The sequence below is a fragment of the Kallipyga gabonensis genome (assembly GCF_001286805.1).
Taxonomy (GTDB): Bacteria; Bacillota; Clostridia; order Tissierellales; family Peptoniphilaceae; genus Kallipyga; species Kallipyga gabonensis.
The window spans coordinates 340,741-365,994 of sequence record NZ_CXYV01000002.1 but is presented as its reverse complement, the minus strand read 5'-3'; the positions used below and the strand labels follow the sequence as shown (position 1 = coordinate 365,994).

Here is a 25,254-nt window from a genome sequence, read left to right as displayed (position 1 = left end):
ATCAAGAAATGAATAAACGTCTGGAAACGGACCAAAGGGTTAAGGATGCCTTTGCAGCAGACGAGAATATCTATCCGACTGACCTGGAAGAGGAGATGAAGTCTTCTTATTTGGATTATTCCATGTCGGTCATTGTCGGTCGAGCTTTACCGGATGTCCGGGATGGACTGAAACCGGTCCACCGGCGGATCCTCTATGGAATGAACCTTCTGGGTCTGACCCCGGATAAGCCCTACCGGAAATCCGCCCGTCTGGTCGGAGATGTGATGGGACGTTTCCATCCCCATGGCGACTCGGCTATCTATGATGCTGTGGTTCGCCTGGCTCAGGATTTCAGCATCCGCTACCCCTTGGCCGATGGTCAGGGAAACTACGGGTCGGTTGATGGCGATGGGGCCGCTGCCATGCGGTATACCGAAGTGAGGATGACTAAACTCGCACAGGAAATGCTCCGTGACATCAATAAAAATACGGTGGATTTTCAGCCTAACTTCGACGAAGAAGAAGAGGAGCCGGTAGTCCTTCCCTCCCGTTTCCCCAACCTCCTGGTCAACGGATCAGCCGGAATTGCCGTCGGTATGGCTACCAACATGGCCCCCCACAATCTGGGGGAGACCATTGACGCCTGCATTGCTTACATGAATAACCCTGACATCGAGCTCAAGGAACTCATGAAGTATTTGCCTGGTCCCGACTTTCCCACCGGTGCATCCATCATGGGAAAAAAAGCCATTCGCCGGGCTTATTCCACCGGTCGGGGTAAATTGACCCTCCGGGCTGTTGCCAAGATAGAATCCATAAAGAATAAAAACCGGATTTTAGTAACGGAAATTCCCTACCAGGTCAATAAAGCAAAGCTAATTGCAAAAATTGCCGAATTGGTCCGGGAAAAACGAATCGAGGGCATTTCCGACATTCGGGATGATACCAACCGGACAGGAATGAGGATTGTCATCGACCTCAAACGGGATGCTATCCCCAAGGTGGTTCTCAACAACCTCTACAAATACACCCAGATGGAGGTCACTTTCGGGATTATCAACCTGGCTTTGGTGGATGGCCAGCCCAGAGTGTTGAACCTCAAGGAACTCATCGACTATTACATCCTCCACCAGAAGGATGTGGTCACTCGGCGGACCCAATTCGATTTGGATAAGGCGGAGAAAAGGGCCCATATCATCGAAGGGCTACGGATTGCCATCGATAACATCGATGAAATTATCAAGATTATCCGGTCCTCCTACGATAACCAGGAGATCAAGGCCATCTTCCTGAAACGTTTCGGTTTGGATGATGTCCAATCTCAAGCCATCCTGGATATGCAGCTCAAGCGTCTATCCGGCTTGGAGCGGGAAAAGCTGGATGAGGAATACCAGGACCTCCTCAAGCAAATTGCCCGCTTTAAGGAAATTCTGGGTTCGGAAAGAGTTCTTTATTCCGTCATCGAAGAAGAACTTAAAGATATTAAAGAGCGTTTTGGAGATAAAAGGCGAACCCAAATTCTTCCGGAAGCGGATGAAATCAATATTGAAGACCTGATCAAGGAAGAGGATATGGTCATTTCCATGACCGACCGGGGCTATATTAAGCGGACGCCGGCGGACCGGTATAAAGTTCAAAACCGAGGGGGCAAGGGCATCCGCGGAATGACAACCAGGGAGGGGGACTATGTGAAAAATCTCTACGTGGTTTCCACCCACGATGTTCTCCTTTTCTTCACCAACTTGGGCAAGGTCTATTCCTTAAATGCCTATGAAGTGCCGGAAGGTTCCCGAATCGCCCAGGGTTCCGCTATCGTCAACCTCCTCCAGTTGGAGCCGGGGGAGTTTGTGGAATCCCTCTTCCCCATTAGCGATGAGCCTTGCGAAGATACCCACTTCCTCTTTGTAACTGCCAAGGGGACGATAAAAAAATGCGATGTGGAGAACTTCCGCAGCGTCCGGTCGTCCGGCCTCCGGGCCATCACCCTGGCGGAAGGGGATGAACTTAGAGTCGTCCGAATCGGTAAGGGAGATGATGAGGCGATGATGGTGACGAAGAAGGGGATGGCAATCAGGTTCAGCCTCAAGAGCATTCGTCCCATCGGTCGGACAGGTATGGGCGTTAAGGGAATCAACCTCAATTCCGGCGATGAAGTGATCGATATGGACCTTGTGGGAGAGAATGACTACCTCCTGACCGCAACCCGCGGAGGGTATGGAAAGAAGACCCTGATTGACCACTACACCCTGCAAAATCGGGGTGGGAAAGGGCTGAAGACCTATAAAATTACTAAAAAAACCGGAGACCTCGTTTGCGGTATCTTGGTTCAAAAGGACGATGAGATGCTCCTGATGAGTCAGTCTTCCGATCTGATTCGCTTGAACGTGGCGGATGTGACGACCCAGACCCGGGCCACTCAGGGAGTTAAGCTCAAGACGGTCAGGAATGAGGAAGATGAGATTGCTGCTGTCGCTAAATACATTGAATCCATGGAGGAAGAGGACTAAGTCTTCCATGGGTAACATACCAGGGACAGCCTGGAATATTGAAAGGAGTTACCATGGCTTTTTCCATTCATATCGATAAGGGCCCTCAGGATGAACACCGGGTTGCCTTAAAGGGAGATTTGGATATCAATGCTTCCCCTCGCCTGAAAAGCGAGCTATCTCTAGCCTATGAGGATAGGCCTGCTGATGTGTTCGTGGACCTGGAAGCCTTGGATTATCTGGATTCCACCGGTCTTGGGGCCTTGATTTCCATTCTGAAAAGGGCACGGATGGATGACCATAAAGTGGCTATTCTCAACGCCAAACCTTCCATTGAAAAGCTCTTTTATATTACGGAGTTGGATCAAGAATTTGTGATGGGGGGTCAAGATGGAGACTGTTAGTCTGGTCATCCCTTCTGACCCTAAGTACGTCACGACTCTTCGCTTGGTGACAGCCTCCATTGCCCGAAAGATGGGTTTTGATATTGAAGCTGTGGACGACCTTCGGGTTTGCGTAAGCGAAGCGGTCAACTACCTTTTCCCTTTTAATGACCAAATTCAGGTCAAGTTTTCAGAAGAAGAGGACCGAATTGTCATCACCATCATCGCCAAGGCACCTTTTGATGATTCCAAGGAGGGCCGCCTCCACCGGATGATTATGGAGAGCCTCTTGGATGGGGTGGAGGACAGGGAGGATGGCCTTGTCCTGAGCAAAGGACTTTAAAGGAGTCCCTATGGCCAAGAAGAAAAAAGAAAAAGAAATGAAAAAAAATAAGGTCAGGGAGGAATTTGAAGAGCTGGCACGGACGGGAGATATTGACCTTCGCAATAAGCTCATCACCGACCACCTTTATATTGCGGAAATTTTGGCCAAGAAGTATGTCAACCGGGGGATCGAATATGACGACCTCTACCAGGTGGCCTGTATGGGTCTTGTTTTTGCGATTGACCGCTATGATGTGTCCAAGGGGTATGAATTTTCTTCCTTTGCCACGCCGACCATTGTGGGTGAGATTAAACGTTATTTTCGGGACAAGGGCTGGGTCATCCGGGTTCCCCGACGGATCCAGGAGCTGTCCAAAAAGGTCAACCTGGTTCGGTCTTCTTTAGCCCAGGAGCTCCAGCGTCAACCGACTGTTGACGATATTGCCGACCGGTTGGGGGTTTCAGTGGAAGATGTTTTGGAGACCATGGAAGCCTCTAAGGTTTACACCCCCCAATCCTTGGATATGACCTTTGATAATTCCGGAGATGACCGGGAAATCAACCTGGGCGATATGATCGGGGTGGAAGATGAAGCCTACGATGATGTGGATTTTAATGATGTTGTGGACCGGCTGACGGAATCGCTCAATGACCTGGAAAAGAAGATCTTCTATTATCGCTATTATGACAAGCGGACCCAAATTTCCATCGCAGAGGAACTCAATGTTTCTCAAATGACCATATCCCGTTTAGAAAAGAAAATCATCAGCAAATTCCGGACCACCCTTAATGTGAAACCGGAAGAAAAATAAAGGAGCCGATCATGGCGGACCAATATATAGAAAGGGAGTGGATTGATCTTTTTGATGCGGACGAGCAATACGTGGGACGTTTTCAACGGGGGGACCGGTATCCGGAGGGAAGTCACAACTACATCGTCTGCGTTTTTACCCTAAATTCCAAGGGGGAGATCCTCCTGACCCGTCGGGCCATGAACAAATCCTGGCCGGGCTTTTGGGAAAATACGGCGGGGGCATGTCTTTCGGGGGAGGATCCCAGGGAGAGTGCCCGAAGGGAATTGGAAGAGGAAACCGGCATCCTTGTTGACCCGGATGACCTGGTCTTTTTAGGAAAGCTTCCCTCCATTAATGGCCAACACCTTCTCCATGCTTTCTTCCTCCACCGGGACCTCCCGATTGAAGAGGTTCGTTTGCAGAGGGGGGAGACCATGGATGCCAAGTGGGTACCCATGGATCTTTCACTCGTCTATGATGAGAGTCTGGCGGAGCCGGTTCGCTACCGCCTTCTCTACTACTGGCACCAGCTCATTTCCTATGCCCATCCTCAAGAAGGGGTTGAGCCCTGGTTGACCTGGGCCAAGACCCTCCAGTTTTATGCCCAGCAGGGTCTGGAATATACGAGAGATCCTTTTGACAAGGAGCGATTCGAAGGGATCCGTCAGATTGCTTCCCAAATGATGGCGGAGAAGACGGGGCTGACGACAGAAAAAGTTTTGGGCCTTTTTGCCGGCGACAAGGGTTACCAAACGCCTAAGGTGGAAGTCCGGGCGGCTGTTTTTCGGGAGGACCGGGTTCTGCTGGTTTTGGAGGGTCGGAACGAAGAGTGGTCCCTTCCCGGGGGGTGGTGCGATGCGGGTATCAGCCTGGGTAAAAATGCCGAGAAGGAGTGCATGGAAGAGGCGGGCATTGCCGTCACCGCCCAACGCCTGGTCACTGTCCAGAACCGGTCGGAGAATGACTACAAGGAAGTCATCCCCTATGAGGTCTACAAGTGCTATGTCAACTGCCAAACCGATTGGGTAGGGGAGGTTAATGACGAGGGGATTGAGGTCGTCACCGATTTCAAGGCCAATCCGGAAACCAAGGCAGCCGCCTTCTTTCCCATTGACCGTCTTCCTCTTCTTTCTTCCGGTCGGGTCAACGAGAAGTCAATCCGTCTCTGCTATGAGGCCTATCGGTCTTCGCAGTGGGAAACTTATTTCGACTGATTTCATTAAAAAAGCGGTCTCTACCGGTTTTTTGCCGGTGGAGACCGCTTTTTTGTTTGGCGTTTTCTGCTTTTTCTGTTGCTATGGCCTAGTCCCAGGGAAGGGCAGCGTTAAATTGGGATTGGACCCATTTTCCGTCCACAAAACGAAAGGCCATCTTCATGGTGTATTCATCCGAGGAGAAGGCCCCGGTCAGCTTTTCCCATAGGCTGGTCCGATCCAGGGTCCTGGTGCAGGATGCTTTAAGGAGGACTTCATAGGACTTTGGGAAGGCGGTAACGCGGACCTTGTTCACGTTAAAGTTTGAATACCGCTTGAGGTCATTCTTCAGGGCCTCATATTTCCTTTCCGCCTCTTGTTGGACCGAATCATTGCGGAGGAAGAGGGGAGAAATGGCGGAAAAGTCTTTGTTCCGAGCGGCGGAAAGAAGGATGGTCTTGAAATTATCCATAGCCTGGCGGTTCATGGCCCGGATGGCTTCCTGAGTGAGGGGGAGGTCCGTCATGGAGAGGGTCTTGTGGAGGTCATCAATGGGAATGATTTTTTTTGTCAGGAGAACTCCCTTGCCGGTGATTTCCAGGAGGTGGTCTCCACGAAGGATGCCGGGAATGCGGTAACTATCCCAGCCGTCAGGGTCAGGTTCCTTATCCAGAAAATTTTGGCTGACAATTTTCCCATCGATCGTAAGTTGGGCGGAAGGGGGAAGTTTGACCACAAATTCATCCAGAGCATAGGTCTCGGGACGGACCTTCCAATTATCGAAGAAGAGGAAGGACCTGGTATTCTTTTTCTCCAAGGTCAGGGGGAACTTATAGACTTCTTTAGACCCCTCCAACATGTATTCGATGGTGAGGTCCTTTTTTAAGTTTCCCTTGTTGCCTTTAAGGGTGTCCATGATGAAGCCTTCATCAATGACGGAATAGGAGGAGACTTTGTCCAGCTGGTAGTATTTTTGGAGGATGGCCAGGGACTGTTCATTGATTTGGAGGGATTCCTCTTCCCGGTCAAGGAGGCGGAGGGCTTCTTTTGGAGAGTTGTTGGCCAGGGCGACAAAAAAGTGTTCGCTGGTGGCCTGGGGAGTGAAGCGGGGGCTGAGGATTCGTCGACCGAAAAATAAGATGATGAGAAAGGCGACCAAAGCGACAAGCAGGATGGTCTGGTAGGCCGAAAACTCTCTTTTTCGGCGGGCGGTCTTTTCGGATTGGAAAAACTCCTTGTAGTAGTCCGCCTCCCCATAGGAGCGGGCTTTTTCCATGTACTGGTCCGGATCCAGGTCTGTCTTCCTCTCCTGCTTAACCGGAGGGCTAGGCTTTTTATTCTTCTCTTCTTTCGGGATCCGGGCGGTTTTTTGGAACTCTTTCTTAGGCACCAAGGGAGTGAGGGGTTGGGTAAAGTCCGGATCCTGGTCAGGAGTTTCCTTTTTTTGCATGGGTGCACCGCAGGTCCGACAGATTTTTTCCTCTTCAGGATTCCAGGATCCGCATTTTGGACAGAACATGGCTCCTCCTATTCTTGCCCGGCTTCTTGGCCAGCCGTTTTGCCATCAATAATGACCGAAAACCCGGGCCCATCCATGTCAAGATTTTCTGCTTGAGAAGACTCTTCCTTGCCGGCCATGTCTCCTGTCGAGGTCACTTCCTCAGGAAGGGATGCCGGTTGTGAGTTAAGGGCAGGGATTTGTGTGACCCGGTGGATAATCCCTATGGAAATCAGAAGGATAACCAGGCCCAGGGCAATCAGAGCCAGGGTAATTTTTTTCGTCTTATCTAAAATTCGTTCGTACATGGTTTCCCTTTCCGGGACCATCAGTCCGCTCATTATATTGAGCCTCTTGGGCTCTTTCCGGTTTCTGCTAGCTTTTCAGGGTAAATAAAAAAGTGTTTGATCTTTCTTTCTTTTAGTATAGTGGATTCAGAGGGAAGTTTCTTCTTTTCATCCTCAAAATCCCTTGATAAAATTTGGATATAAATGAAGAAAGTATTGTGCGATTTACCTGTTTAGGTCGTTGAAGGAGTAGATATGGCAAGAGATACCCTACCGGGCAAAGGGAAAAACAACCCCAGAATCTCCGATTTGGCCGGAGCCGATTTGACATCAAATTCGGATCCGGACCGGGATTATACGCTTGAGCTGGATTGGAAGCTGGATGAGGATGGGGTGAAAATTTATCAACCGGGCAAGAGAAAGCGGGAATGGGAGGAAACTTCTATTGATGAGGAGGTTTTACCCCAGGAGGAATATGGAGTTGATCCTGATGAAGGGGATTTCGTCCGGGAAGAGTATGGTGATTATACCTATGAAGAGGATTTTGACCAGGCCTACCCCCAAGTGGATGAGGATGAATACGAGGAAGACCTTTCAGATGTCGAGGATTTTTCTCGGGAAGGGGCAAATAAAAAGAAGATCGGGGCTATGGTCGGCTTAGCCGCTCTCGTCATCTTGCTCTTCTTCTTTTTCAAATGGAAGGGGGGAAAGCCCAAGACCTTAGTCAGGGAGAAGACCTCCTCGGAAGAGCAAGCCATGGAGGATTCCCGGGAGGAGGAGAAGGAGGACCAGCCACAGGTGGTTTGGGTATCTGAAGAGGAAGGAGAAACGTCCAAGGAGGCTTCCTATGAAGCCGGAAGTCTCAGGGAACCCAACCCGCCCAAGACGGTTATGGGGACTCGTGAATTGGCCATTCATTACCCGGACCAGTCGATTGAAAATGGTCAGGGAGACCCGGGTCCTTCGGACGAAGGAGGAAATACCGGTGGGCAGGCACAGGCCGATCCTAACACAAAGATGACCAAGGGGAACCGCCTTTTGGCCGGGACTTCTCAGGAGAGTCGTGTCAGCTCCAACCTTCCCTTGGATCCTGTCCGGTCGGCAGAACTTCCCTTTTCACTGGACTTTTCTGCGGATCCCGCACTTTCCCGACAGGTCTTTGTCCGGACCGGTAAAGACGGTTATGACCTCTACAGCCGTCACGAGGCAAGTTTTCAGGGATTGGATCCGGTGGACTTATTGGCTCAGGTTCAGGCGGAAGGTGACGATGAGAGCCTTTCTTATCCATCGAAATTAACGGTTCGATTGGTCAGTCAGGAAGAAGCCCAGGCGATTGCCTCTGATCCGGATTTGGAATCCCTGGTGGAGACCTTCAATGAGGCGAATTCGGACCGCCGTCTGGTCCTCTACCGGAAGGCCAGGGAAGGGAAAGCCATGGATAAGCTCTTCTCCGCCATGGATATGCCACCCCTATCCTTAGACCGGGTGGAAAAGCTCATCACGAAGGGTACAGAGCCGAAAAAAACGGAAGGGCCTTTGGAGGCCATGAGTCCGGAAGAAGAGTGGGAGAAGCTGACGGATAAGCTTCTCGCCGATGCTTTCCGGGTGGAATGGGAATACAATCTTCCTTTATTTGCTGCAGGTCCCTTTGATCGTCTGGGTTTAGCGGATTGGCGGGCAGATAAGCCGACGACCGAACCGGACTATGAGGCCGGTCTGGTTGATTTGGACAGGGATGGCCACCCGGAGTATCTTATCCACGCCTCTATGCGGGGGGAGGTTCGGGAGAATATCCAGGGCTATTGGGCAATTCTCACGCCGTCCAAAGCCGGTCTCCTGGTTCAGGCGGCCTATCCCTATGGGAATGGGGATATGATCTACAAGAAGGATGGTCTGGTCCTGACCTCCCAGTCTCGGGGAGCGGATACCCTTACCTTCTCCCTTTTCCGGACGGCCTATCCCAAGTCATCCGGAAAAGTTCAAACGATGACCTTTTATCAACCGGATGGTTTAGGAAAGACCCTGACCTATGAGGATCTGAAAACAGACTATAACGGGGCTTACCTTGTTCCCTATCAGGGGCAGATCTATCTGGCCAACCAAAAGGACTATGATGACATGATGAACCTGGCGGAAAATGCGATTCAGGGCGGGGTTCAGCTGGCTCTTTCAGGTGGTCCGAGTGAGGATGCCACCATTATCGATGTCAATAAGTATCTTCAGAGGAATTTTCAGGAACTTCCTCTGTCTTCGACGGCTTGGTCGAAGGCGGTTCCTCTTTCAAGCTTTGAAGGGCGGAATGAGCCTATTCGCTATGAAGATTTGGCTTCAGAAGGATAAGATACTGAAAATTTAATCCAGACAAAAAAAGACGGCAGCGGAAGGAAAATCTTCCGCTGCCGTCTTTTTTTTGTTTTTTGTATCCTCCGTTCTCTCTGCCGGAATTAGCGGATTCCGCTTTATTTCCGGCTAATGCCCTCGTAGACTTCGGTGGCGGCGAAGGGGATGATGGAGAGAACCAGGGTGGGGACCCATTCCTTGAGGGTCATGAAGGAAACGTCGAAGAGGGTTCGGAGCTGGGGGATGTAGAGGACGATGAGGAGGAGGCCGACACCGACGAGAATGGCGTAGATCATGGACTTGTTGGAGAACCATCCGATTTTGGACATGGTGTAGGTGTCGGACCGGGCGGCCATGGCCCGGAAGAGCTCAGCCAGGATCAAGGTGGAGAAGCACATGGTCCGGCCTTCCGCCAGCTTTTCAGCCCCGGTCAGGCCCTGTCCAAAGTAGTAGTAGCCGATAGCGAAGGAGGCCAGAGTAGCAACGGCAATGGCGACGGCCTGGACGATGATGGACCGCTTCATCTTGCTGTCGATGATGGCTTCCTTGGGGTCTCTCGGTGGGATATTCATGATGTCGGGTTCACCGGGTTCCATTCCCAGGGCAAGGGCCGGGAGGGAGTCAGTGACCAGGTTGAGCCAGAGGAGCATGATGGGTGAGAGGGGGGTGGGGAATTGGTGGCCGCTATTGGAGAAGATGAGGGCGATGTCGATAATCATGGCCACGGCGATGACGATGACTTCACCGACGTTGCAGGAGAGGAGGAAGGAGATGAACTTCTTGATATTAGAGTAGATAGTCCGGCCTTCCTCAACGGCATTGACGATGGTGGCGAAGTTGTCGTCGGTCAGGATGACGTTGGCTGTGTTCTTGGCTACATCGGTTCCCGTGATCCCCATGGCGATCCCGATGTCGGCCCGCTTGATGGCGGGGGCGTCGTTGACTCCGTCCCCGGTCATGGCGGTGATTTCGCCGTTGGCCTTAAGGGCTTCGACAATCTGTACCTTATTTTCCGGGGAGACCCGGGCGAAGATCCGGGTGGTCTTGACGATCTCCTGGACTTCTTTGGGGGTCTTATCGTTGAGCTCCCGGCCCATCATGGCCTGGGATCGGTCTTGGCAGATGCCCAGGTCCTTGCCAATGGCGTAGGCGGTTTCCAGGTAGTCCCCGGTGATCATGATGGTGGTGATGCCGGCCGACTTGGTCTGGGCGATAGCCGCCTTGACTTCGGGCCGCGGGGGGTCGATCATCCCGGTTAAGCCCACGAAGACCATGTCTTTTTCGACTTTATCCGAGGTCTGGTCTTCCTTGGCGGGCAGGCCATCCCAAGTCCGGTAGGCGTAGCCCAGGCAGCGGAGGGCCTGGGAAGCGAAATCGGTATTCATGGCCAGGGCCTTCTCTTTCAGGTCGGGCGTAAATTCCCGGACCTCGCCATTGAGGAGGACCCGGTTGGATTTTTCGATGATGATGTCGGGGGCGCCTTTGGTGAAGGAGGCGACCTTCCCCTCGAAGAAGCCTTCGTTGAAGGTGGTCATCATCTTCCGGTCGGAGTCGAAGGGGATTTCTGCGACCCGGGGGATCCGGTCCGCCAGGCCCTTGACGTCCACATGGGCCTTGGCGGCCATGGTCAGGAGGGCTCCCTCCGTCGGGTCGCCCAGGCAGTCGTAGTTGCCCTCATGTTCGGTGATCTCTGCGTCGTTAGCGGATGCGGCGATGGTGACCATGGTACGGAGAACGTCGTGTTCTTTGGCATCCAGGCTCCGGCCCTCTCTGGTGATCTCCCCTTCGGGGGCGTAGCCGGTTCCGGACACTTCCAGGATCTCATCGTCGGTGAAGATCTTGGTGACGGTCATTTCGTTTTGGGTCAAGGTTCCGGTCTTATCCGAGCAGATGACGGTGGTGGTGCCCAAAGTTTCCACGGAGAGGAGTTTCTTGACGATGGCATTGCGTTCGGCCATCCGATTCATTCCGATGGAGAGGACGATGGTGACGACGGCGGTCATCCCTTCAGGGATAGCCGCAACCGCCAGGGAGATGGCGGTCATGATGATGTCGGTGATTTCATTGCCGGCGATGAAGCCCAGGATGCCGACAAAGATGGCCACGCCGATGATGAGCTTGCCCAGCTGGCCGGAGAGGACGTTGAGCTTGCGTTGGAGGGGGGTGGCCTCTTCTTCGAAGGATTCGATGGTCGAGGCGATCTTCCCGATCTCCGTCTCATGGCCCGTATCGGTGACGATGCCCTTGCCATGGCCATAGGTCACGATGGTGGAGGAGTAGGCGTAGTTAGCCCGGTCCCCAATGCCCACCTCATCGGTATAAGACGTAGTAGCGTCCTTCTCCGCGGCGACGGATTCTCCGGTGAATGAGGACTCATCGATCTGGAGGTTGGAGGATTCAAAGAGGCGGAGGTCAGCCGGAACGATGTCCCCGGTTTCCAGGAGGACCACATCGCCCGGGACCAGGTCCTCGGACTTGACCTCCATGGACCGGCCCTCTCTCACCACCTTGGCATTGGGGGAGGACATCTCCTGGAGGGCGGCCACCGAATCCTCCGCCTTGCCTTCCTGGTAGATGGAAAGGGCGGCGTTGAGGATGACGATGGCAATGATCATGATGGCTTCGACCATATCCCCGGTGAACATGGAGAAGACGGAAGCCACGATCAGGATGATGACCAAAGGATCCTTAAATTGGTCGATCAGCTTTTCAATAAAGGGCTTCTTCTTGGACTCCGACAGCTTGTTGGGGCCATATTTCTCCAGGCGGGCCTGGGCCTCTGTTGCAGAGAGACCCTGGGCGGCCTGTGTCGACAAGGCCTTCTCCACCTCCTGGACGGATTGTTGATACCAGTTCATAAAACCTCCTTCGAATAAGGGCAAGGCGATCGATCAGGATAAGCTATCCTCGATCGCAAAATGAGGGCAGAAAAATTGCATAGCTAGATTATAACACGGCCTCTTTTATACCCCAAAGGGGACGGTTCTATTATCAATAGGGAAAGAGAAAACCCCCTTTACCATCATTTCCGGTAAAGGGGCATTGATTACGTTTGTGAATGAGATTTTTCTTGGCGATCAAGATAAGAGGTGTTTTACTCACTACTCCAGTGGGGTTAAATAAACGGTCTCATACCCTTCCCCCTCATATTTTTGAATCAGATCCGGTAAATATTTTTTTTGGATATCACTGGCTGTGGCAAAAGGTAATAGATCCTTTTCTGTCTCTTTTCCTAAGAGAGGAGGGTCTTGTGTGGGATCTTCCACCCTGACGAGGCCATTTGGGCCAAGAAAAACAGAGAGATAGACTTCTGTGAGGTATTGATCGGATTCTTTTTTTACCAGAATAAGGGAGAATCCTTCTTTTTCTTGTTTAACGAGGTAAGCTTGAGAGCCGGAGGCTTTTTCCTTGATCGCCTCTTGAACCTTTGGATTCTCTAAGTTGCCATCTAATTTGTTTTCTCCGGGGTTACGACAAGATGTAATGGCCAACAAAAGAACAAGTAGGAGTAAAGTTGTTTTTTTCATCATCAACTCCTTTTCTTAATACGCACATTTCATTACTTGCAACAAACCTTTTCCTAAATAGATCATATCCTATTAATTCTAAATTGTAAATATTAAGTGGGGCTGTATTTCTCCCTAGTCTCGAAAAATTAGTCAAATAGAGAGGATCAGCACTTGTGGATCCTCCTCATTTGGCGAGACCGGAGGAAAGGGGGCTCGCCTTGGCCCCCCGGAATGCAGCTTTTGGCGAAAAAGGGGGCTCACCTTGCTCCCCAGCACTCCACGTCCACCCCACCCCTCATCTTGTCATCTCCCCCTTTCTTTAGTATTCTAATTAATTGTGATAGAAAGGAAGCGCTTATGAAAGTCCAGTCCATTTCATCGGGTTCCTCCGGCAACTGCGTCTATGTGGAGAGCGACCAGGCCTGCTTTTTGGTCGATGCGGGGAAGTCGGGACGACAAATCCAGGAGATCCTCATGGCAGCAGGCATCGACCCCAGGCGGTTGGATGGGATCTTTGTGACCCATGAGCATGCGGACCACATCCAGGGGGTGGGGGTCTTGAGCCGGCGCTTCCGGATCCCGGTCTTTGCCAATGAGAATACCTGGGGGGCCATGGCCAAGCGCCTGGGCCGGATTGCCCCCAACCACCGGATCGTCTTCAGGAACGACCAGGCCTTCGAGTGGAAGGGGCTGGAGGTCCGGGCTATCCCCATCCACCATGATGCGGTGGACCCGGTGGGCTACACCTTCACCAGCCAGGAAGAGAAGGCCACGATCCTGACGGACACGGGCTTCCTGGATGACCGGATCATGGACCGGATTGCGGACTCCAATATCTTCTACCTGGAGGCCAACCATGATGTGGCCATGCTTTTGAATGGCCCCTATCCCGAGCCCCTGAAGGAAAGGGTCCTGTCCAACCGGGGCCACCTCTCCAACCGCCAGGCAGGCCAGGCCTTGGCCAGCCTCCTTCGGGGGGAGGATGAGGTGGTCCTCTTGGCCCACTTATCCGAAGAAAATAATACGCCGGAGATTTCTCTGGCGACGGTCCGGGCTGTCCTCATGGAGGAGGGCATCGACCCCGACCGGGGGATGACCATCAAGGTGGCTCCCCGGCATGCGGCATCGAGGATCTACACCTGCCGCTATGATCAAGAAAGTTGTCCGGATGCCGGCAATATGAGCCCGGGTCCATTGGTAGAGAAAGAAAGGAGGGGGTGATGGAAGAGAGTCGCAGGGAAACCGGCCAGGACATCCTCCGCCGGAATTTCAGACCGGAGGACCTGGCCCAAGCCAACACCATCCCTGTGGGGGATGCCAAGACCATTGGGGTCCAGGTCCGGGAGGGGGAGAGCCATGAGGAAGCCGTCGCCCGGGCCTACCCCCGGGCCTATGAGTACTTCGGCCGGGACCTCCTCCCCATGAAAGAGATCGAACACAAGATCCAGACCACCTACCGGATCGACACCGTGGCCAAGTTCACCAAGGCCCTCAAGGAATATGACATGCTGGTGCCGGGGGATAAGGTGGGGGTGGCCATCTCGGGAGGCAAGGATTCCCTCCTCCTGGCCAAGCTTTTTCAAATCCTCTCCCGCTATTCCCGGATTCCCTTTGAAGTGGAATTTTTAGCCATGGACCCGGGCTATGCCCCCATCAACCGGGAGCTTTTGGAATTCAACCTGGCCTGGCTGGGGATCCCGGCTACCATCTACCGGTCGGACGTCTTCGCCGTCACGGACAGCGAGGAGCCCAAGGCCCCTTGCTATCTTTGCGCTAGGATGCGGCGGGGCTTCCTTTACGCCAAGGCCCAGGAGATGGGCTGTAACAAGCTGGCCCTAGGCCACCACTACAATGACGTCATCGAAACCACCCTCCTCAACGTCCTCTTCTCCGGCAACTTCAAGGTTATGATGCCCAAGATCGTTGCCCGGAACTTCGAGAACATGGACCTCCTCCGGCCCATGACCCTGATCAAAGAGGAGGCCATCATCCGCTGGCGGGATGCAGTGGGACTCAAGGCCCTGGACTGTGCCTGTACCGTAACCCAGAAATCCGAAGGCTCCCGGCGGAAATTCGTCAAGGGCCTGATCCAAGAACTCAAGAAGGAGAACCCCATGGTGGAAGAGTCCATCTTTCGCTCCGGTCAGAACGTGGCGGTTGACGCCATCCTGGGCTATGTCAACCATGGGGTCCACCACAGCTTTTTAGACCATTATGGAGATCAAACATGGGAACCCTTTTAGACATTCTTAAAGTAGCCATCTTGTCCCTGGTGGAGGGGGTCACGGAATTCCTCCCCATCTCATCGACCGGCCACCTCATCCTCGTCAACGACTTTGTCAAGCTCTCCCCGGAGGCCTTCGCTAATGCCTTCACCGTCATCATCCAGCTGGGGGCCATCCTCTCGGTGGTCGTCCTCTACTTCGACCGTCTCAACCCCTGGTCCAAAAACAAGCCCCACCCCCAAAAGCCCCGCCGCTATGAGGACTTCAACGTCCAGACCAAGGTCCACTACCAGCTGACTCAAGCCGCCGACCCCAAGACCCTCCGCCTTTGGGGCAAGGTCCTGGTCGCCTGCATTCCTGCCGGTGTTCTGGGTTTCCTCTTTGATGACATGATCGATGCCAAGCTCATGAACATGCCCGTCGTGACCGCCACCCTCTTCCTCTATGGGGTCCTCATCCTGGCCATCGAAAGATGGAACGCCGGCCGTGGCCCCTCCGCCTACGAAGAGGTCAGCGACCTCCCCCTCCGGACCGCCTTCCTCATCGGCTGCTTCCAATGCCTGGCCATGGTCCCCGGCACTTCCCGGTCCGCCGCCACCATCCTGGGGGCCATGATCCTGGGCTCATCTCGGGTCGCCGCCGCCGAATTTTCCTTCTTCCTGGCCATCCCCACCATGCTGGGGGCCACCTTCCTCAAGGTCGTCAAAAACCTGGGCGGCTTCACCCTTTACCAGTGGATCCTCATCCTCCTGGGCCTGGTCCTCTCCTTTGTCGTAGCCTATGTTGTGATCAAGAAATTTATGGACTACATCAAACGCAAGGATTTCGCCATCTTCGGCTACTACCGGATCGGCCTGGCCGCCCTATTGATGGTCTATATGGTGGTGAAGAGCCTCTTATAAGGCAGGCTCATTTATAGTAATCCCCTCAGTTTGGCACTAGGGGGATTTTTACCGGAAAATCCGGAGAATTGTTGATTGCCTCCGGCTCATAAAAAAACGAGAGCTAGCCGGAGCAAAAACCCTGATAATCCAGAAAATCAGGAGAATGGCAGGGATCCAGAGCCCTGACAATTCGTAGATTCTAAAAAATATCAGGGTCAACAAAACCCTGATTTATGAGCAGGTCGCAAGAATATCAGGGGTAAAAGCCCTGTCAAATTAGAGAATCTTAAAAATAGCAGGGCAAAAAAACACCCTGATAATATTGTAGATTCAGAAAATATCAGGGATCTGGAGCCCTGATAATCCGCTAAATCAATAGAAAGTCAGGGTCAAAAAGCCCTTAGGAATCATACAAGTCATGAGTTCTGGTCCCTACCCGGGGCGATGCTTAGAATTCCGCCATCACCCATGCAAATATTATAGAGGGAAATAAAATGATTTTTAAGAGATTTTTCAGGCTAAATATACTAATAATTATAAAAATTTTATTTTTTACATTTGTTAGTATATCTTTCATATCCTTAATACCAGTATTTACAAAAATGATAATCGATAATTATAATGAATTATCAAAAAATAAGATAATCATATACTCTCTTGGTTATGCGTTATCTATTATTTTATATTTATTTTTCGAACTATTAAAGAAAATAAACATGAATAGACTTCAAAAAGAATATGGTCTTTATGTTAAACATAATATATTTAAATCCTTAACTTTGATGGATCATAGTAATATCAATTCGAAAAAAAAGGGGGATTACATAACAAGTTTAACAAAAGATATTGATGCTGTGTATGAAAATTATATTTTATGTAGCGTTCAATTACTAATTAGCTTAGTTACAGCAGTTATCTATTTAATATTTATGATAAATATGAATTTATTTTTATCTGGAGTTATTATCTTTGCTTCTTTTGTTGGATTTTTTATTCCTAGGATTACTGGTGATAAAATATCTATAAAAAGGAGAAATTTCAGTGATAAAACTGGAGAGTTTATTGAATCGGCTTCAGATTTGTTAGGAGCTAGCGAATTATTTAATGATGAAACAAGTAAAACATTCTTGGAAATATTTGATAAGTATAATAAAGATTTTGAGAATGTACAATTGGACTTGGCCAACTATATATCATATACAAATATATTGTCTGGATTATCGCTTTACTTTATTAATATAGTGACGTTTGTATCTGGGATTATTTTTATTTCACTAGGTTATATATCTATGTCTTCATTTGTTGCTATCATAGCATACATAGAACTAATAGTTATTCCCATAAGAGATTTAATATATCAAGTTATAACTATAAAATCTTCTAGGAAATTAATTGAAAAATTTGAATTTTATTTTAATGACAATGTTAATAGTCGTAACCTTATAAATCAGTTTGAGTCATTGAGAATTAAGAATTTGAATTATACTAAAGATAAGTTTAGCTTGACAAATATTAATATGACATTTAACAAGTCAAACAAATATGCTATCATCGGCGATAATGGATCAGGAAAATCAACTCTAGCAAAGTTAATGGCTATGGAAATAAAACCAAAAGAGCAAGAGGTTTTCATTAATGGCGTTGATATATTGAATTTGGATATAAGAAATCTAATATTTTATTCATCTTCTGCAATTGTATTTAAAGGTAGCGTTTTCGATAATATAGCTATTTCTAACAAGAAAAATGTGGTCAATAAAGACTGCAATGAGATAATAGATGATTTTAGTGATAGACATATAGATTATTTTGGTAGTAATTTAAGTTATGGACAAAAGGCTAAAATTACATTAGCTAGAGCTTTAAATTCTGATAGAGAGATACTTATATTGGATGAAATTTTCGCAAATGTAGATGAAAAGAGTGAATTAGAATTGACAAAAAAACTTATTGAGAGTGAAAAAACAATAATTCTAATAACTCATAACAGGGATAATGAGTATTTGAAACTGTTCGATGAAGTTATCCAAATGTAAATTCTTAAGCTAAGTATAAGAAGCATTGCTTTAATTGTATCTCTAAAGCACCGCTCGCCCCCAAGGGAAATTTTTCTCCTCACCGGTCCAATATGATAAAATGAATGTAACTGTTCTGCTCTAGCGAGTGCGCCCGGGGACGACGACCAAAAAGCTGGATAGGTCGCATTCGAACCGGTTGAAGCCTCCCTAGACAGAAGAACTCAAGGAGAACATATGGACCCTGCGCAAACAGACCCTGGAGCCCGAAGTATTATTAGTCAATTGGTGATCATGCTCATCCTTATCGTTATTAATGCCTTTTTCGCGGCGTCGGAAATGGCCCTGGTCAGTGTGGATGACCATCGGATGGGTGAGCGTGCAGAAAATGGAGACCGGAAAGCCAAGCGGATTCTCAAACTCATGGAAGATCCCTCCCGTTTTCTGTCGACCATCCAAATCTGCATCACCTTAGCGGGCTTCTTTAACTCGGCGGCAGCTGCAACGGGGCTTGCCCAATATCTGGGAATCTGGTTCGCCAGGTTAAATCTTCCCTCGCCTTATCAAGTAGCGACGGTCCTTTTGACCATATTTCTCTCCTTCCTGACCATTGTCTTTGGAGAACTCATCCCCAAGCGACTGGCCCTTCAGAGCCCGGACGCTTTTTCCTTATCCGCTGTCAATATCCTTTGGTGGGCTGCAAAAATCCTCCGCCCCTTTGTCTCCCTCCTCTCCAATATCACCAATGGCATTCTTCGCCTCATGGGGATTGAGATTTCGGCCTCGGAAGAGCAGGTTACCATGTCGGACATCAAGTCCATCATCAATGTCGGCCAATCCCAGGGCATTATCAACCACATCGAAGAGGAGATGATCAACTCCATCATCACCTTTGATGACAAGATGGCGGAAGAGATCATGACCCCCCGGACAGAGGTCTTCTGCATTGACATCAACGACCCCATCTCCGAGTTTCTGGATGAGCTCCTTTCTGTACGCTATTCCCGGATTCCCGTTTATGACGATGAGATTGACAACATCATCGGTGTCCTTTACATCAAGGACTTCCTTCAAGCCGCCTACAAGTCCGGCTTCGATGGCATTGACCTCCGGACCATCATCCGTCCGGCCTACTTTGTTCCTGAGCGAAAGAACATCAACGAGCTCTTCGGTGAGATGCGGGAGGACAACTTCCATTTTGCCGTTCTCATTGATGAGTACGGGGGCTTCTCCGGCATCGTGACTATGGAGGACCTCCTGGAAGAAATTGTCGGCGACATCGACGATGAGTACGATGCCGATGAGCCGGAGATTGAGAGGGTCTCGGATAATATTTGGTATGCCAAAGGGACGCTCTCCATCAAAGAACTCAACACCAACCTGGGTAGCCAGGTCGACGAGACGAATGAGGACTATGATACCCTTGGTGGACTCCTCTACTTCCTCATGGGACGGATCCCGGAAGATACAGAGCAGCCCTATGTCTACTACCAGGGAATCCACTTTATGATTGAACGAATCGAAAACAAACGCTTTGCCCGAGTCCGGATTGAGTATGACCCCGAAGAGCAGGAAGAGGATTCGGAGAAGGAAGAGAAGGAGCGTTTTTAACCCAAAGACCTGCCACCTGATCGGGGCAGGTTTTTTCTATGAAAGAGGGAGGGGCCATGGACCCTTTGGACAAAACATTCCCGGATGACCGGGGACCGGATCCGGAGAAGAAAGAGCAGGATCCGGGCCGGAAGGTTCTTGCTGAAGACAGCCGGGACATTGCCGGTCCGGTTGATAATACCTCAGACGAAGAGGAGACTGCTGGTTCGGTCGACATTACCCCAGACGAAGAGGAGATAACCAATTTAGCCGATACCCCACGGGAGGAAGTCGAAGAAGAAATCTTCCCCTGGCGGGCCTACGAAGACGAAGGCACGGCGATCCGGATGGAGGTGCCAACAAAAAGTCCGGAAGAAGAGGCAGGGAAGAAGACGGATCTTTTTTTCCAAATTAAAGTATTTTTCCGAGATAAGGGGAAGTGGATTTTGGGAGCCATGGCCCTCCTTCTCCTTGTCTTTGTGCTTAGCTTTCTCTATCGAAGTCGGCAGGTATTGACCCAGCCAATTCATGTGGAGGAATCCTGGAAAAGAAAGATGCTGAAAGGGGAAACCCTTTATTACCTGGACGGGACGGACCTGGTTGCCCGCGAAGGTGGCCGGGAGCGTTTCCGGGTAGGCCTGGGAAAGAAAGTGACCGACCTGGACTATGGCCACATGATCTATGCCCTTGCAGATGGAAAGATTAAGGTCTTCGACATGGGTTCCGGTGACCTGGTTGGTGAAAAAGAGGAGGAAAAAGCCCTCTGGCTCCAACCTCTAATGGACGGAGGGTTGGCCCTTGCCCTGCCCGACAGGATCCTCCTTCTTGACCGGAATCTGGAAGTCCGGGAGGTCCAGGAGGCCCGGGCCATCCCCTATGCTTTTTATCACACATCCATGGGAACAGCCCGATTGGATGGTGGGCCCATCCAAAAAGACCTGGTTGTCCAGGGACAAGTCGAGTGGGATGTGGGGATTGCTCCCTATCCACCCGAAGACCGGAGTCTGTCTTTCCTGGCCATTCACGAGGAGGGGCGGTCCGACATCCTCTTGCCCTCGCGTCGCCCCCTTCTCGACATCAAAGAAGGGCCCAAGGGATGCTGGCTGGTTCTCTCCGATGACCGCCTCCTGGTCATCCGGGAAGGGGCCATGGTCCGCTCCATTCCCTTCACCCAAGTCCGTGACTGGGCCATGGGCGACCGACTGGCTGTTCTGGATGGAGCAAAGATTCGTCTTCTGGATCTTGAGACCTGGGAGGTTAAAGACCTCCCCCTTGATTTCATTCCTCGACATCTGGCCAGTTACCAAGGAGAAATCTATATTTTTGGAGAAGGAAAGCTAGCTCGTCTGGGCACAGATTTGAGTGAAGGCAAGTTGGCCTTGAAAAAGGGAATTTCCCAACCCATCATTCAAAACCTGGACGGATCACCGGCCGCTGTGACGGATAAAGGCCTGGTTCATGTGAACCGGGTTGACTTGACCCAAGAAGAAAAGACGCCGAAGAAGTAAGAGAGGAGAACCCATGAAACTTGAAAACCTGATTCTCTGGATGGAGGAAAGTCTTCACCTCCCCCGTATTTTGGGCACCCTCCTTGTCTCCGGAGTCCTCATCCTTCTGGCCAGGATGATCCGCGAGATCCTTTGGCGACTTCTTTCCCAGGTTTTTTCCAAGAAATCAACATGGAGGGGGACGAATGAGCGGGATCGGACCATCCTATCCATTGCACGGTCTGCCCTGACCTTCCTCCTTTACTTTTTTACCGCCATGATCATCCTGGACCTTTTCGGCATCAATACCGCTTCAGTCTTGACTGCAGCCGGAATTGGAGGTATCGCCTTAGCCTTCGGTGCCCAGCGGATCATCGCTGACCTCTTTTCCGGCCTTTTCATCCTGGTCGATGGCGACCTCAATGTCGGTGACTGGGTGGAATTTGCCGGAAAGGAAGGTGAGGTGGTGGAGATCGGCCTCCGACGGACCAAGATCGTCCAATATACCGGGGTCCTCATCATCGTCCCGAATTCCGAAATTAAGACGGTCATCAACTACAGAACAACCCGGAACCGGGTCCGCTGTGACGTCACCATCGCCATTCCTATCGGGCTTTCTCCGGATAATGCCCGGGCCATCCTCCAATCGGCCGTCCTGGACCTCCACCGTGACCAGGGAGAATTCTTCCTGGAAGAACCGACCTATATGGGGATCGACCAGGTCGATGCCTTTGCCTATCTTTACCGGATAGGCCTGGTCTCCGATTATGATCATCGCTTTGCTGCCCAAAGAAAAGTCCGCGAAGTCTGCCTCAAGGCTCTCCAGGACAACTATCCTGACCTTCTTTCCCGGCCATCCATTCCCTTGAAGGAAGGAGAGTGAGCCATGATCAACTACCAAGTGGGTAATGTTGTCGCCCTGAAAAAAGGCCATCCCTGCGGAACAAATGCCTGGATCATCCATCGGATAGGAACCGAAATCAAGCTGGAGTGTGCCGGGTGCGGCCGGGAAGTTTGGATGGACCGACCCACCTTCCACAAGAGCTTGCGGAAGATTCAAAATAAGGAGGGAAAATTCGTCTCCATCCTCCACTACACAGGGGAGGATGAATAAAAAAGGATAATCTTACTCAAGAGATGCTTCTTTTGATGCAAGGCGTTTTGTCAAACTCACTGCATTAGAGAAGCTCTTTTTTTATTCTTCCAAACTTTGGAGAATTCCCGTATATTTCTCCTGCCTTTCTCTTTCACCATCCACCATCTTGTGGAAGGAGTGGTGGGCAGAGAAACGGAAGGGATAGTCTCGGATAATTTGGTCAAAGTCCAAGGCTTGGGCCAGGTGGAGGAAGTCCTCTCTGGTCATGATCCGGTAGAATTCTCCGGCTTCCTCGGTGTGGAGGTAGGTCCTTGCTAACTCCTGGGCCAGGCATTCATAGAAATCGAATTCGATGAAGATTTGGGAAGAAAAAACGGAAGAGAGTTTTCGAAGTTTTTTCTTATCTTCTTCGTCAATCAGAAGATAGCGGTTGATCCAGGCATAGGGGAGGAAGTTAGACCCCTGGTAGAGGAGAATATGGGGTGGGGCTCCTTCTCTATCTCCCAAGTCTTTAAGGGCCTGGGCAAGGCCGAAGCAGGTAGCCTCATGGTCGACATGGGCATCCAAAAAATTCACCGAGCAAACCAGGTCATAATCCCTGGCGACGAGGACCTCCTTGATCCGGTCAAGGAAGTAGTCCCAGTTGGCTCTGAGGTGGGAAGTCTTTTGGGCATTAGGGATGTCGATCGCCTTGATCACATGAAGGTTTAATTCTTCCGCAATGACCTTGAGTTCTTCAAAGCGAACCTCATCTCCCTGTCCATTCCGGTTGTCTGTCGTGTAGAGGAGGTCAATCTCCGCCTTTCCCTTGAGGTCAAGGAAAAATTGGCCCAGACCAAGAATTTCATCGTCGATATGGGGAACGAGGACCAGAATTTTTTTTCCAAAAAGGGAGGGCGGATCCAAGGCTTGTGCCTGGAAGGGGCGTCCCTGGTGGATTTGGCGGATTTTTCTTTTATTGTAGCTACGAATGGGACCCTTGAGAAGGCGGGCGAGAAGGCCCTTAACCCCGGCGGAAAAGCTTTTTGACAATGTAGTTCACCTTCTCCCTGTTGATATATTTTCTGGGTTCCGGATCGTCAGCATCTTTTACTGCATAGACCACGTTTCCCTGAAGTGTCTTTTTGTATTGACGATAGCTAAGTGCATAGTCCGGATGTCTTTTTTTATTGGAATACAGTGCACGAATCATGTCGTCATGGTCCTTGATCCAGAGGACCTCTCTTTGGATTTTCTTCGGAATGAAGTCGATGGATTCCCCCATGAAGTCCAGGTAGGCGGCCTGGAGGACATTGACCCCTGTTGCCTCCAGGGCGGAAATATCCAGATAAGTTCTGGGATTGGAGTCCAGGAAGTAGTATTTTCCGTCCCGGGGGTCATACTTAAATTCCATTCCATGGAGCCCATCAAAAGCTAAAGCTCGGTCAATTTTCTGTCCTACCGGGTAAACGCCGGGAATATCTTCATATAGGCCGGCTGTTGTGGTTCCTGCATTGGGGGGATATTGGCGGATTTTCCGGGAAGCCACTTCTCGAATGGTTTCTCCATTCTTGATATAGGCAAAGTAGTAGATGAGGTTTTGTTCGCTGCCCGGAATAAATTCCTGAGCGACCAGGGTCCTCCGGTCCAGTCCGGCTTCTTCCAGCCGGTTGACGTAGTTTTTCACCTCTGTTTCCTTGTAGAGGATGGTAGCCTTATCAAAACGGTCAGAGAAATGGATGGAAACCACCGGCTTAACCAGAAGAGGGAATTTCAGGTCATGGATGTCCAGTAAATCCTTTCCTCCTTTAACCCGGCGTGACCTGGGGTAGTCCACCCCGATTTTATCGAAAAGGGGATAGAGTCCGGTCTTATCCAGGCAGGCTTGGATGATTTCCGCATTGTTATTGACGATGTGGAAGTTGGGCAAGGAGCCCAGCTGAGCGACCCGGAGAGCGTAGTCGTCCGAGGTAGCCAAGAGGTAGCCTTTCTTGCCGATCGAGGCCAGGTAGGCCCCGGCCTTTTCCAGACCCTCCACCAGGTCATCCTGAATGAAGGTTTTGACCGCATATTTGGAGTGGCAGGCCATACCGTCTTCTTCCGCTACGATAATTCCGCCGAGACCCAGAGACCGAAAGGCGCGGATTGTCCCCAGGGAGTTCATATTGGACCCCAGGATGACCGGTATATATTCATAAGGGCAATGAGCGAGCTTCATGAGCGTATCCTTTTTAGTTTAGGGGTAGAACATTCACCCGACCCATCTCTTCCCGGATGTCATCCAAGCTGGGGAGAGACCGGAAATAGTAGGTGGCATTGCAGACAGCCTGGGCAGCTTTGAAGGCCTCCTTGGGGTCATTAATTCGCATATAGTCTCCAATAAAGCCCGCCGCCAGGGCCATATCCGTGTGCGTGGAGGAAAGTACTTTTTTACTGGGTCCATTCGCTTCATAGGTTTTTCGCTCAGAGGTAATGAGGAAGGAGCCCGAGAGTTTTTGATTGATAATGACGTTTTGGGCACCCATGTCAATGCAGGTTAGTCCGGCCCGGAGAATATCCTGCTTGGTCCGGAGGTCTTCTTCCAGCATCTCGGAGAGTTCTTTGACGGTTGGAGTGATCAAGAGGGGTTTCTTCGATAGGACTTCAGGGAGGTATTCGGAGTCAATGATGGGGAGGAAGTTTGCCCCATTGACCACAGCGATGTCAATCATCCGGTCATAGAGGTCGGCAGAAACATTTTTGGGTAAGGATCCGGCCAGGACGATGTAGTCCCCTTCCCGAATCCGGGAGAGGTAGAACATGAGGTCGTTAATTTCCCGGACGGTTACAATGGTTGACCGACCTAATACCCGGGTTTCCACATCGTTGTCAAAGATGGACACATCAATCCGGGTATTATCAGCAATATGGACAAACTGGTTGGCAATTCCTGCATTGTCGAGTTCTTCTTCGATAAATTCACCCGTGTGGCCACCGACAAAACCGGTAGCGGTAGAGGGAATATCCAAAATATTCAAAATCTGAGAAACGGTAATGGCCCGTCCGCCCGCTCGGAAGCTGTCATTTTTTGCCAAATGGGTTCGACCCGGCTTCAGCTCATCTAAGATAGAAATTAAATCCAAAGAGGGGTTGAGGGTAATGGTATAAATCACGGTTCCTCCTCCTTCCAATAGGTGTCAAAA

General features: G+C 50.6%; 21 protein-coding genes. 14 read left to right on the top strand and 7 right to left on the bottom strand.

Annotated elements, in window-relative coordinates:
* Positions 1–8: 8 nt before the first annotated feature.
* From gyrA to BN2373_RS07745, 5 genes are read left to right on the top strand one after another with little or no spacing between them, the layout of a single operon-like run.
* Positions 9–2,489 carry a DNA gyrase subunit A gene (gene gyrA / locus BN2373_RS03120; RefSeq protein ID WP_053943487.1) on the top strand — a complete coding sequence of 827 codons (2,481 nt, stop codon included), beginning with the start codon at positions 9–11 and terminating at the stop codon, positions 2,487–2,489.
* 53 nt (positions 2,490–2,542) lie between these two features.
* Entirely contained in the window at positions 2,543–2,872 is a 330-nt protein-coding gene (locus BN2373_RS03115; RefSeq protein WP_053942716.1) for an STAS domain-containing protein, read from the top strand.
* A complete protein-coding gene (locus BN2373_RS03110) occupies positions 2,859–3,194 on the top strand; it encodes an ATP-binding protein (RefSeq protein WP_053942715.1) in 336 nt (111 codons plus the stop codon). The genes BN2373_RS03115 and BN2373_RS03110 overlap by 14 nt, the downstream gene beginning before the upstream one ends.
* Positions 3,195–3,204: 10 nt before the next feature.
* Positions 3,205–3,987, top strand: a complete 783-nt coding sequence (locus tag BN2373_RS03105; protein WP_053942714.1) for a SigB/SigF/SigG family RNA polymerase sigma factor — start codon at positions 3,205–3,207, stop codon at positions 3,985–3,987.
* A gap of 11 nt (positions 3,988–3,998) precedes the next feature.
* Positions 3,999–5,183: an NUDIX hydrolase N-terminal domain-containing protein gene (locus BN2373_RS07745; protein WP_053942713.1), complete on the top strand. Its 1,185-nt coding sequence runs from the start codon at positions 3,999–4,001 to the stop codon at positions 5,181–5,183.
* 88 nt (positions 5,184–5,271) lie between these two features.
* On the opposite strand, the gene BN2373_RS03095 is transcribed toward BN2373_RS07745, so the two are convergent.
* Together BN2373_RS03095 and BN2373_RS03090 are read right to left on the bottom strand one after the other, a co-directional pair.
* Positions 5,272–6,681, bottom strand: a complete 1,410-nt coding sequence (locus tag BN2373_RS03095; RefSeq protein ID WP_053942712.1) for a zinc ribbon domain-containing protein — start codon at positions 6,679–6,681, stop codon at positions 5,272–5,274.
* A gap of 8 nt (positions 6,682–6,689) precedes the next feature.
* Positions 6,690–7,001, bottom strand: coding sequence for a hypothetical protein (locus BN2373_RS03090; RefSeq protein WP_053942711.1), 312 nt, complete (start codon positions 6,999–7,001; stop codon positions 6,690–6,692).
* Positions 7,002–7,202: 201 nt separating this feature from the next.
* Here BN2373_RS03090 and BN2373_RS03085 point away from each other — a divergent pair, with 201 nt between their 5' ends.
* On the top strand, positions 7,203–9,287 hold the full coding sequence (locus BN2373_RS03085; RefSeq protein WP_053942710.1) for a hypothetical protein: 2,085 nt from the start codon (positions 7,203–7,205) through the stop codon (positions 9,285–9,287).
* A 119-nt stretch (positions 9,288–9,406) separates the two neighbouring features.
* Here the strand turns inward: BN2373_RS03085 and BN2373_RS03080 are convergent, their stop codons facing one another.
* Both BN2373_RS03080 and BN2373_RS03075 read right to left on the bottom strand, forming a co-directional pair.
* Positions 9,407–12,145 carry a cation-translocating P-type ATPase gene (locus BN2373_RS03080; RefSeq protein ID WP_053942709.1) on the bottom strand — a complete coding sequence of 913 codons (2,739 nt, stop codon included), beginning with the start codon at positions 12,143–12,145 and terminating at the stop codon, positions 9,407–9,409.
* A gap of 243 nt (positions 12,146–12,388) precedes the next feature.
* Positions 12,389–12,814 (bottom strand): hypothetical protein, encoded by a 426-nt coding sequence (locus BN2373_RS03075; protein ID WP_053942708.1) that lies wholly within the window; start codon positions 12,812–12,814, stop codon positions 12,389–12,391.
* A 339-nt stretch (positions 12,815–13,153) separates the two neighbouring features.
* Here BN2373_RS03075 and BN2373_RS03070 point away from each other — a divergent pair, with 339 nt between their 5' ends.
* The 8 genes from BN2373_RS03070 (at position 13,154) to BN2373_RS03035 (ending at position 22,111) form a co-directional block, all read left to right on the top strand.
* Positions 13,154–14,017, top strand: coding sequence for an MBL fold metallo-hydrolase (locus BN2373_RS03070; RefSeq protein ID WP_053942707.1), 864 nt, complete (start codon positions 13,154–13,156; stop codon positions 14,015–14,017).
* Positions 14,017–15,039, top strand: a complete 1,023-nt coding sequence (locus BN2373_RS03065; RefSeq protein WP_337999378.1) for a tRNA 2-thiocytidine biosynthesis TtcA family protein — start codon at positions 14,017–14,019, stop codon at positions 15,037–15,039. Before BN2373_RS03070 ends, BN2373_RS03065 begins: the two co-directional genes overlap by 1 nt.
* Positions 15,024–15,923: an undecaprenyl-diphosphate phosphatase gene (locus tag BN2373_RS03060; protein WP_053942706.1), complete on the top strand. Its 900-nt coding sequence runs from the start codon at positions 15,024–15,026 to the stop codon at positions 15,921–15,923. The genes BN2373_RS03065 and BN2373_RS03060 overlap by 16 nt, the downstream gene beginning before the upstream one ends.
* A gap of 476 nt (positions 15,924–16,399) precedes the next feature.
* Positions 16,400–17,941 (top strand): ATP-binding cassette domain-containing protein, encoded by a 1,542-nt coding sequence (locus BN2373_RS03055; protein WP_053942705.1) that lies wholly within the window; start codon positions 16,400–16,402, stop codon positions 17,939–17,941.
* A gap of 216 nt (positions 17,942–18,157) precedes the next feature.
* Positions 18,158–19,531: a hemolysin family protein gene (locus BN2373_RS03050; protein ID WP_053942704.1), complete on the top strand. Its 1,374-nt coding sequence runs from the start codon at positions 18,158–18,160 to the stop codon at positions 19,529–19,531.
* 56 nt (positions 19,532–19,587) lie between these two features.
* On the top strand, positions 19,588–21,018 hold the full coding sequence (locus BN2373_RS03045; RefSeq protein ID WP_053942703.1) for a hypothetical protein: 1,431 nt from the start codon (positions 19,588–19,590) through the stop codon (positions 21,016–21,018).
* Positions 21,019–21,031: 13 nt separating this feature from the next.
* A complete protein-coding gene (locus BN2373_RS03040; RefSeq protein ID WP_053942702.1) occupies positions 21,032–21,880 on the top strand; it encodes a mechanosensitive ion channel family protein in 849 nt (282 codons plus the stop codon).
* 3 nt (positions 21,881–21,883) lie between these two features.
* A complete protein-coding gene (locus BN2373_RS03035; protein ID WP_053942701.1) occupies positions 21,884–22,111 on the top strand; it encodes a DUF951 domain-containing protein in 228 nt (75 codons plus the stop codon).
* Between the two features lie 81 nt (positions 22,112–22,192).
* Here BN2373_RS03035 and BN2373_RS03030 read toward each other — a convergent pair whose 3' ends face one another.
* Genes BN2373_RS03030 through BN2373_RS03020 form a run of 3 tightly spaced genes read right to left on the bottom strand, consistent with a single transcriptional unit; the run spans position 22,193 to position 25,224 of the window.
* Positions 22,193–23,125 carry a PIG-L deacetylase family protein gene (locus BN2373_RS03030; protein WP_053942700.1) on the bottom strand — a complete coding sequence of 311 codons (933 nt, stop codon included), beginning with the start codon at positions 23,123–23,125 and terminating at the stop codon, positions 22,193–22,195.
* Positions 23,097–24,290, bottom strand: a complete 1,194-nt coding sequence (locus BN2373_RS03025) for a hypothetical protein (RefSeq protein ID WP_053942699.1) — start codon at positions 24,288–24,290, stop codon at positions 23,097–23,099. The genes BN2373_RS03030 and BN2373_RS03025 overlap by 29 nt, the downstream gene beginning before the upstream one ends.
* A 13-nt stretch (positions 24,291–24,303) precedes the next feature.
* Positions 24,304–25,224 carry a 1-phosphofructokinase family hexose kinase gene (locus BN2373_RS03020; RefSeq protein ID WP_053942698.1) on the bottom strand — a complete coding sequence of 307 codons (921 nt, stop codon included), beginning with the start codon at positions 25,222–25,224 and terminating at the stop codon, positions 24,304–24,306.
* Between the last annotated feature and the right edge of the window lie 30 nt (positions 25,225–25,254).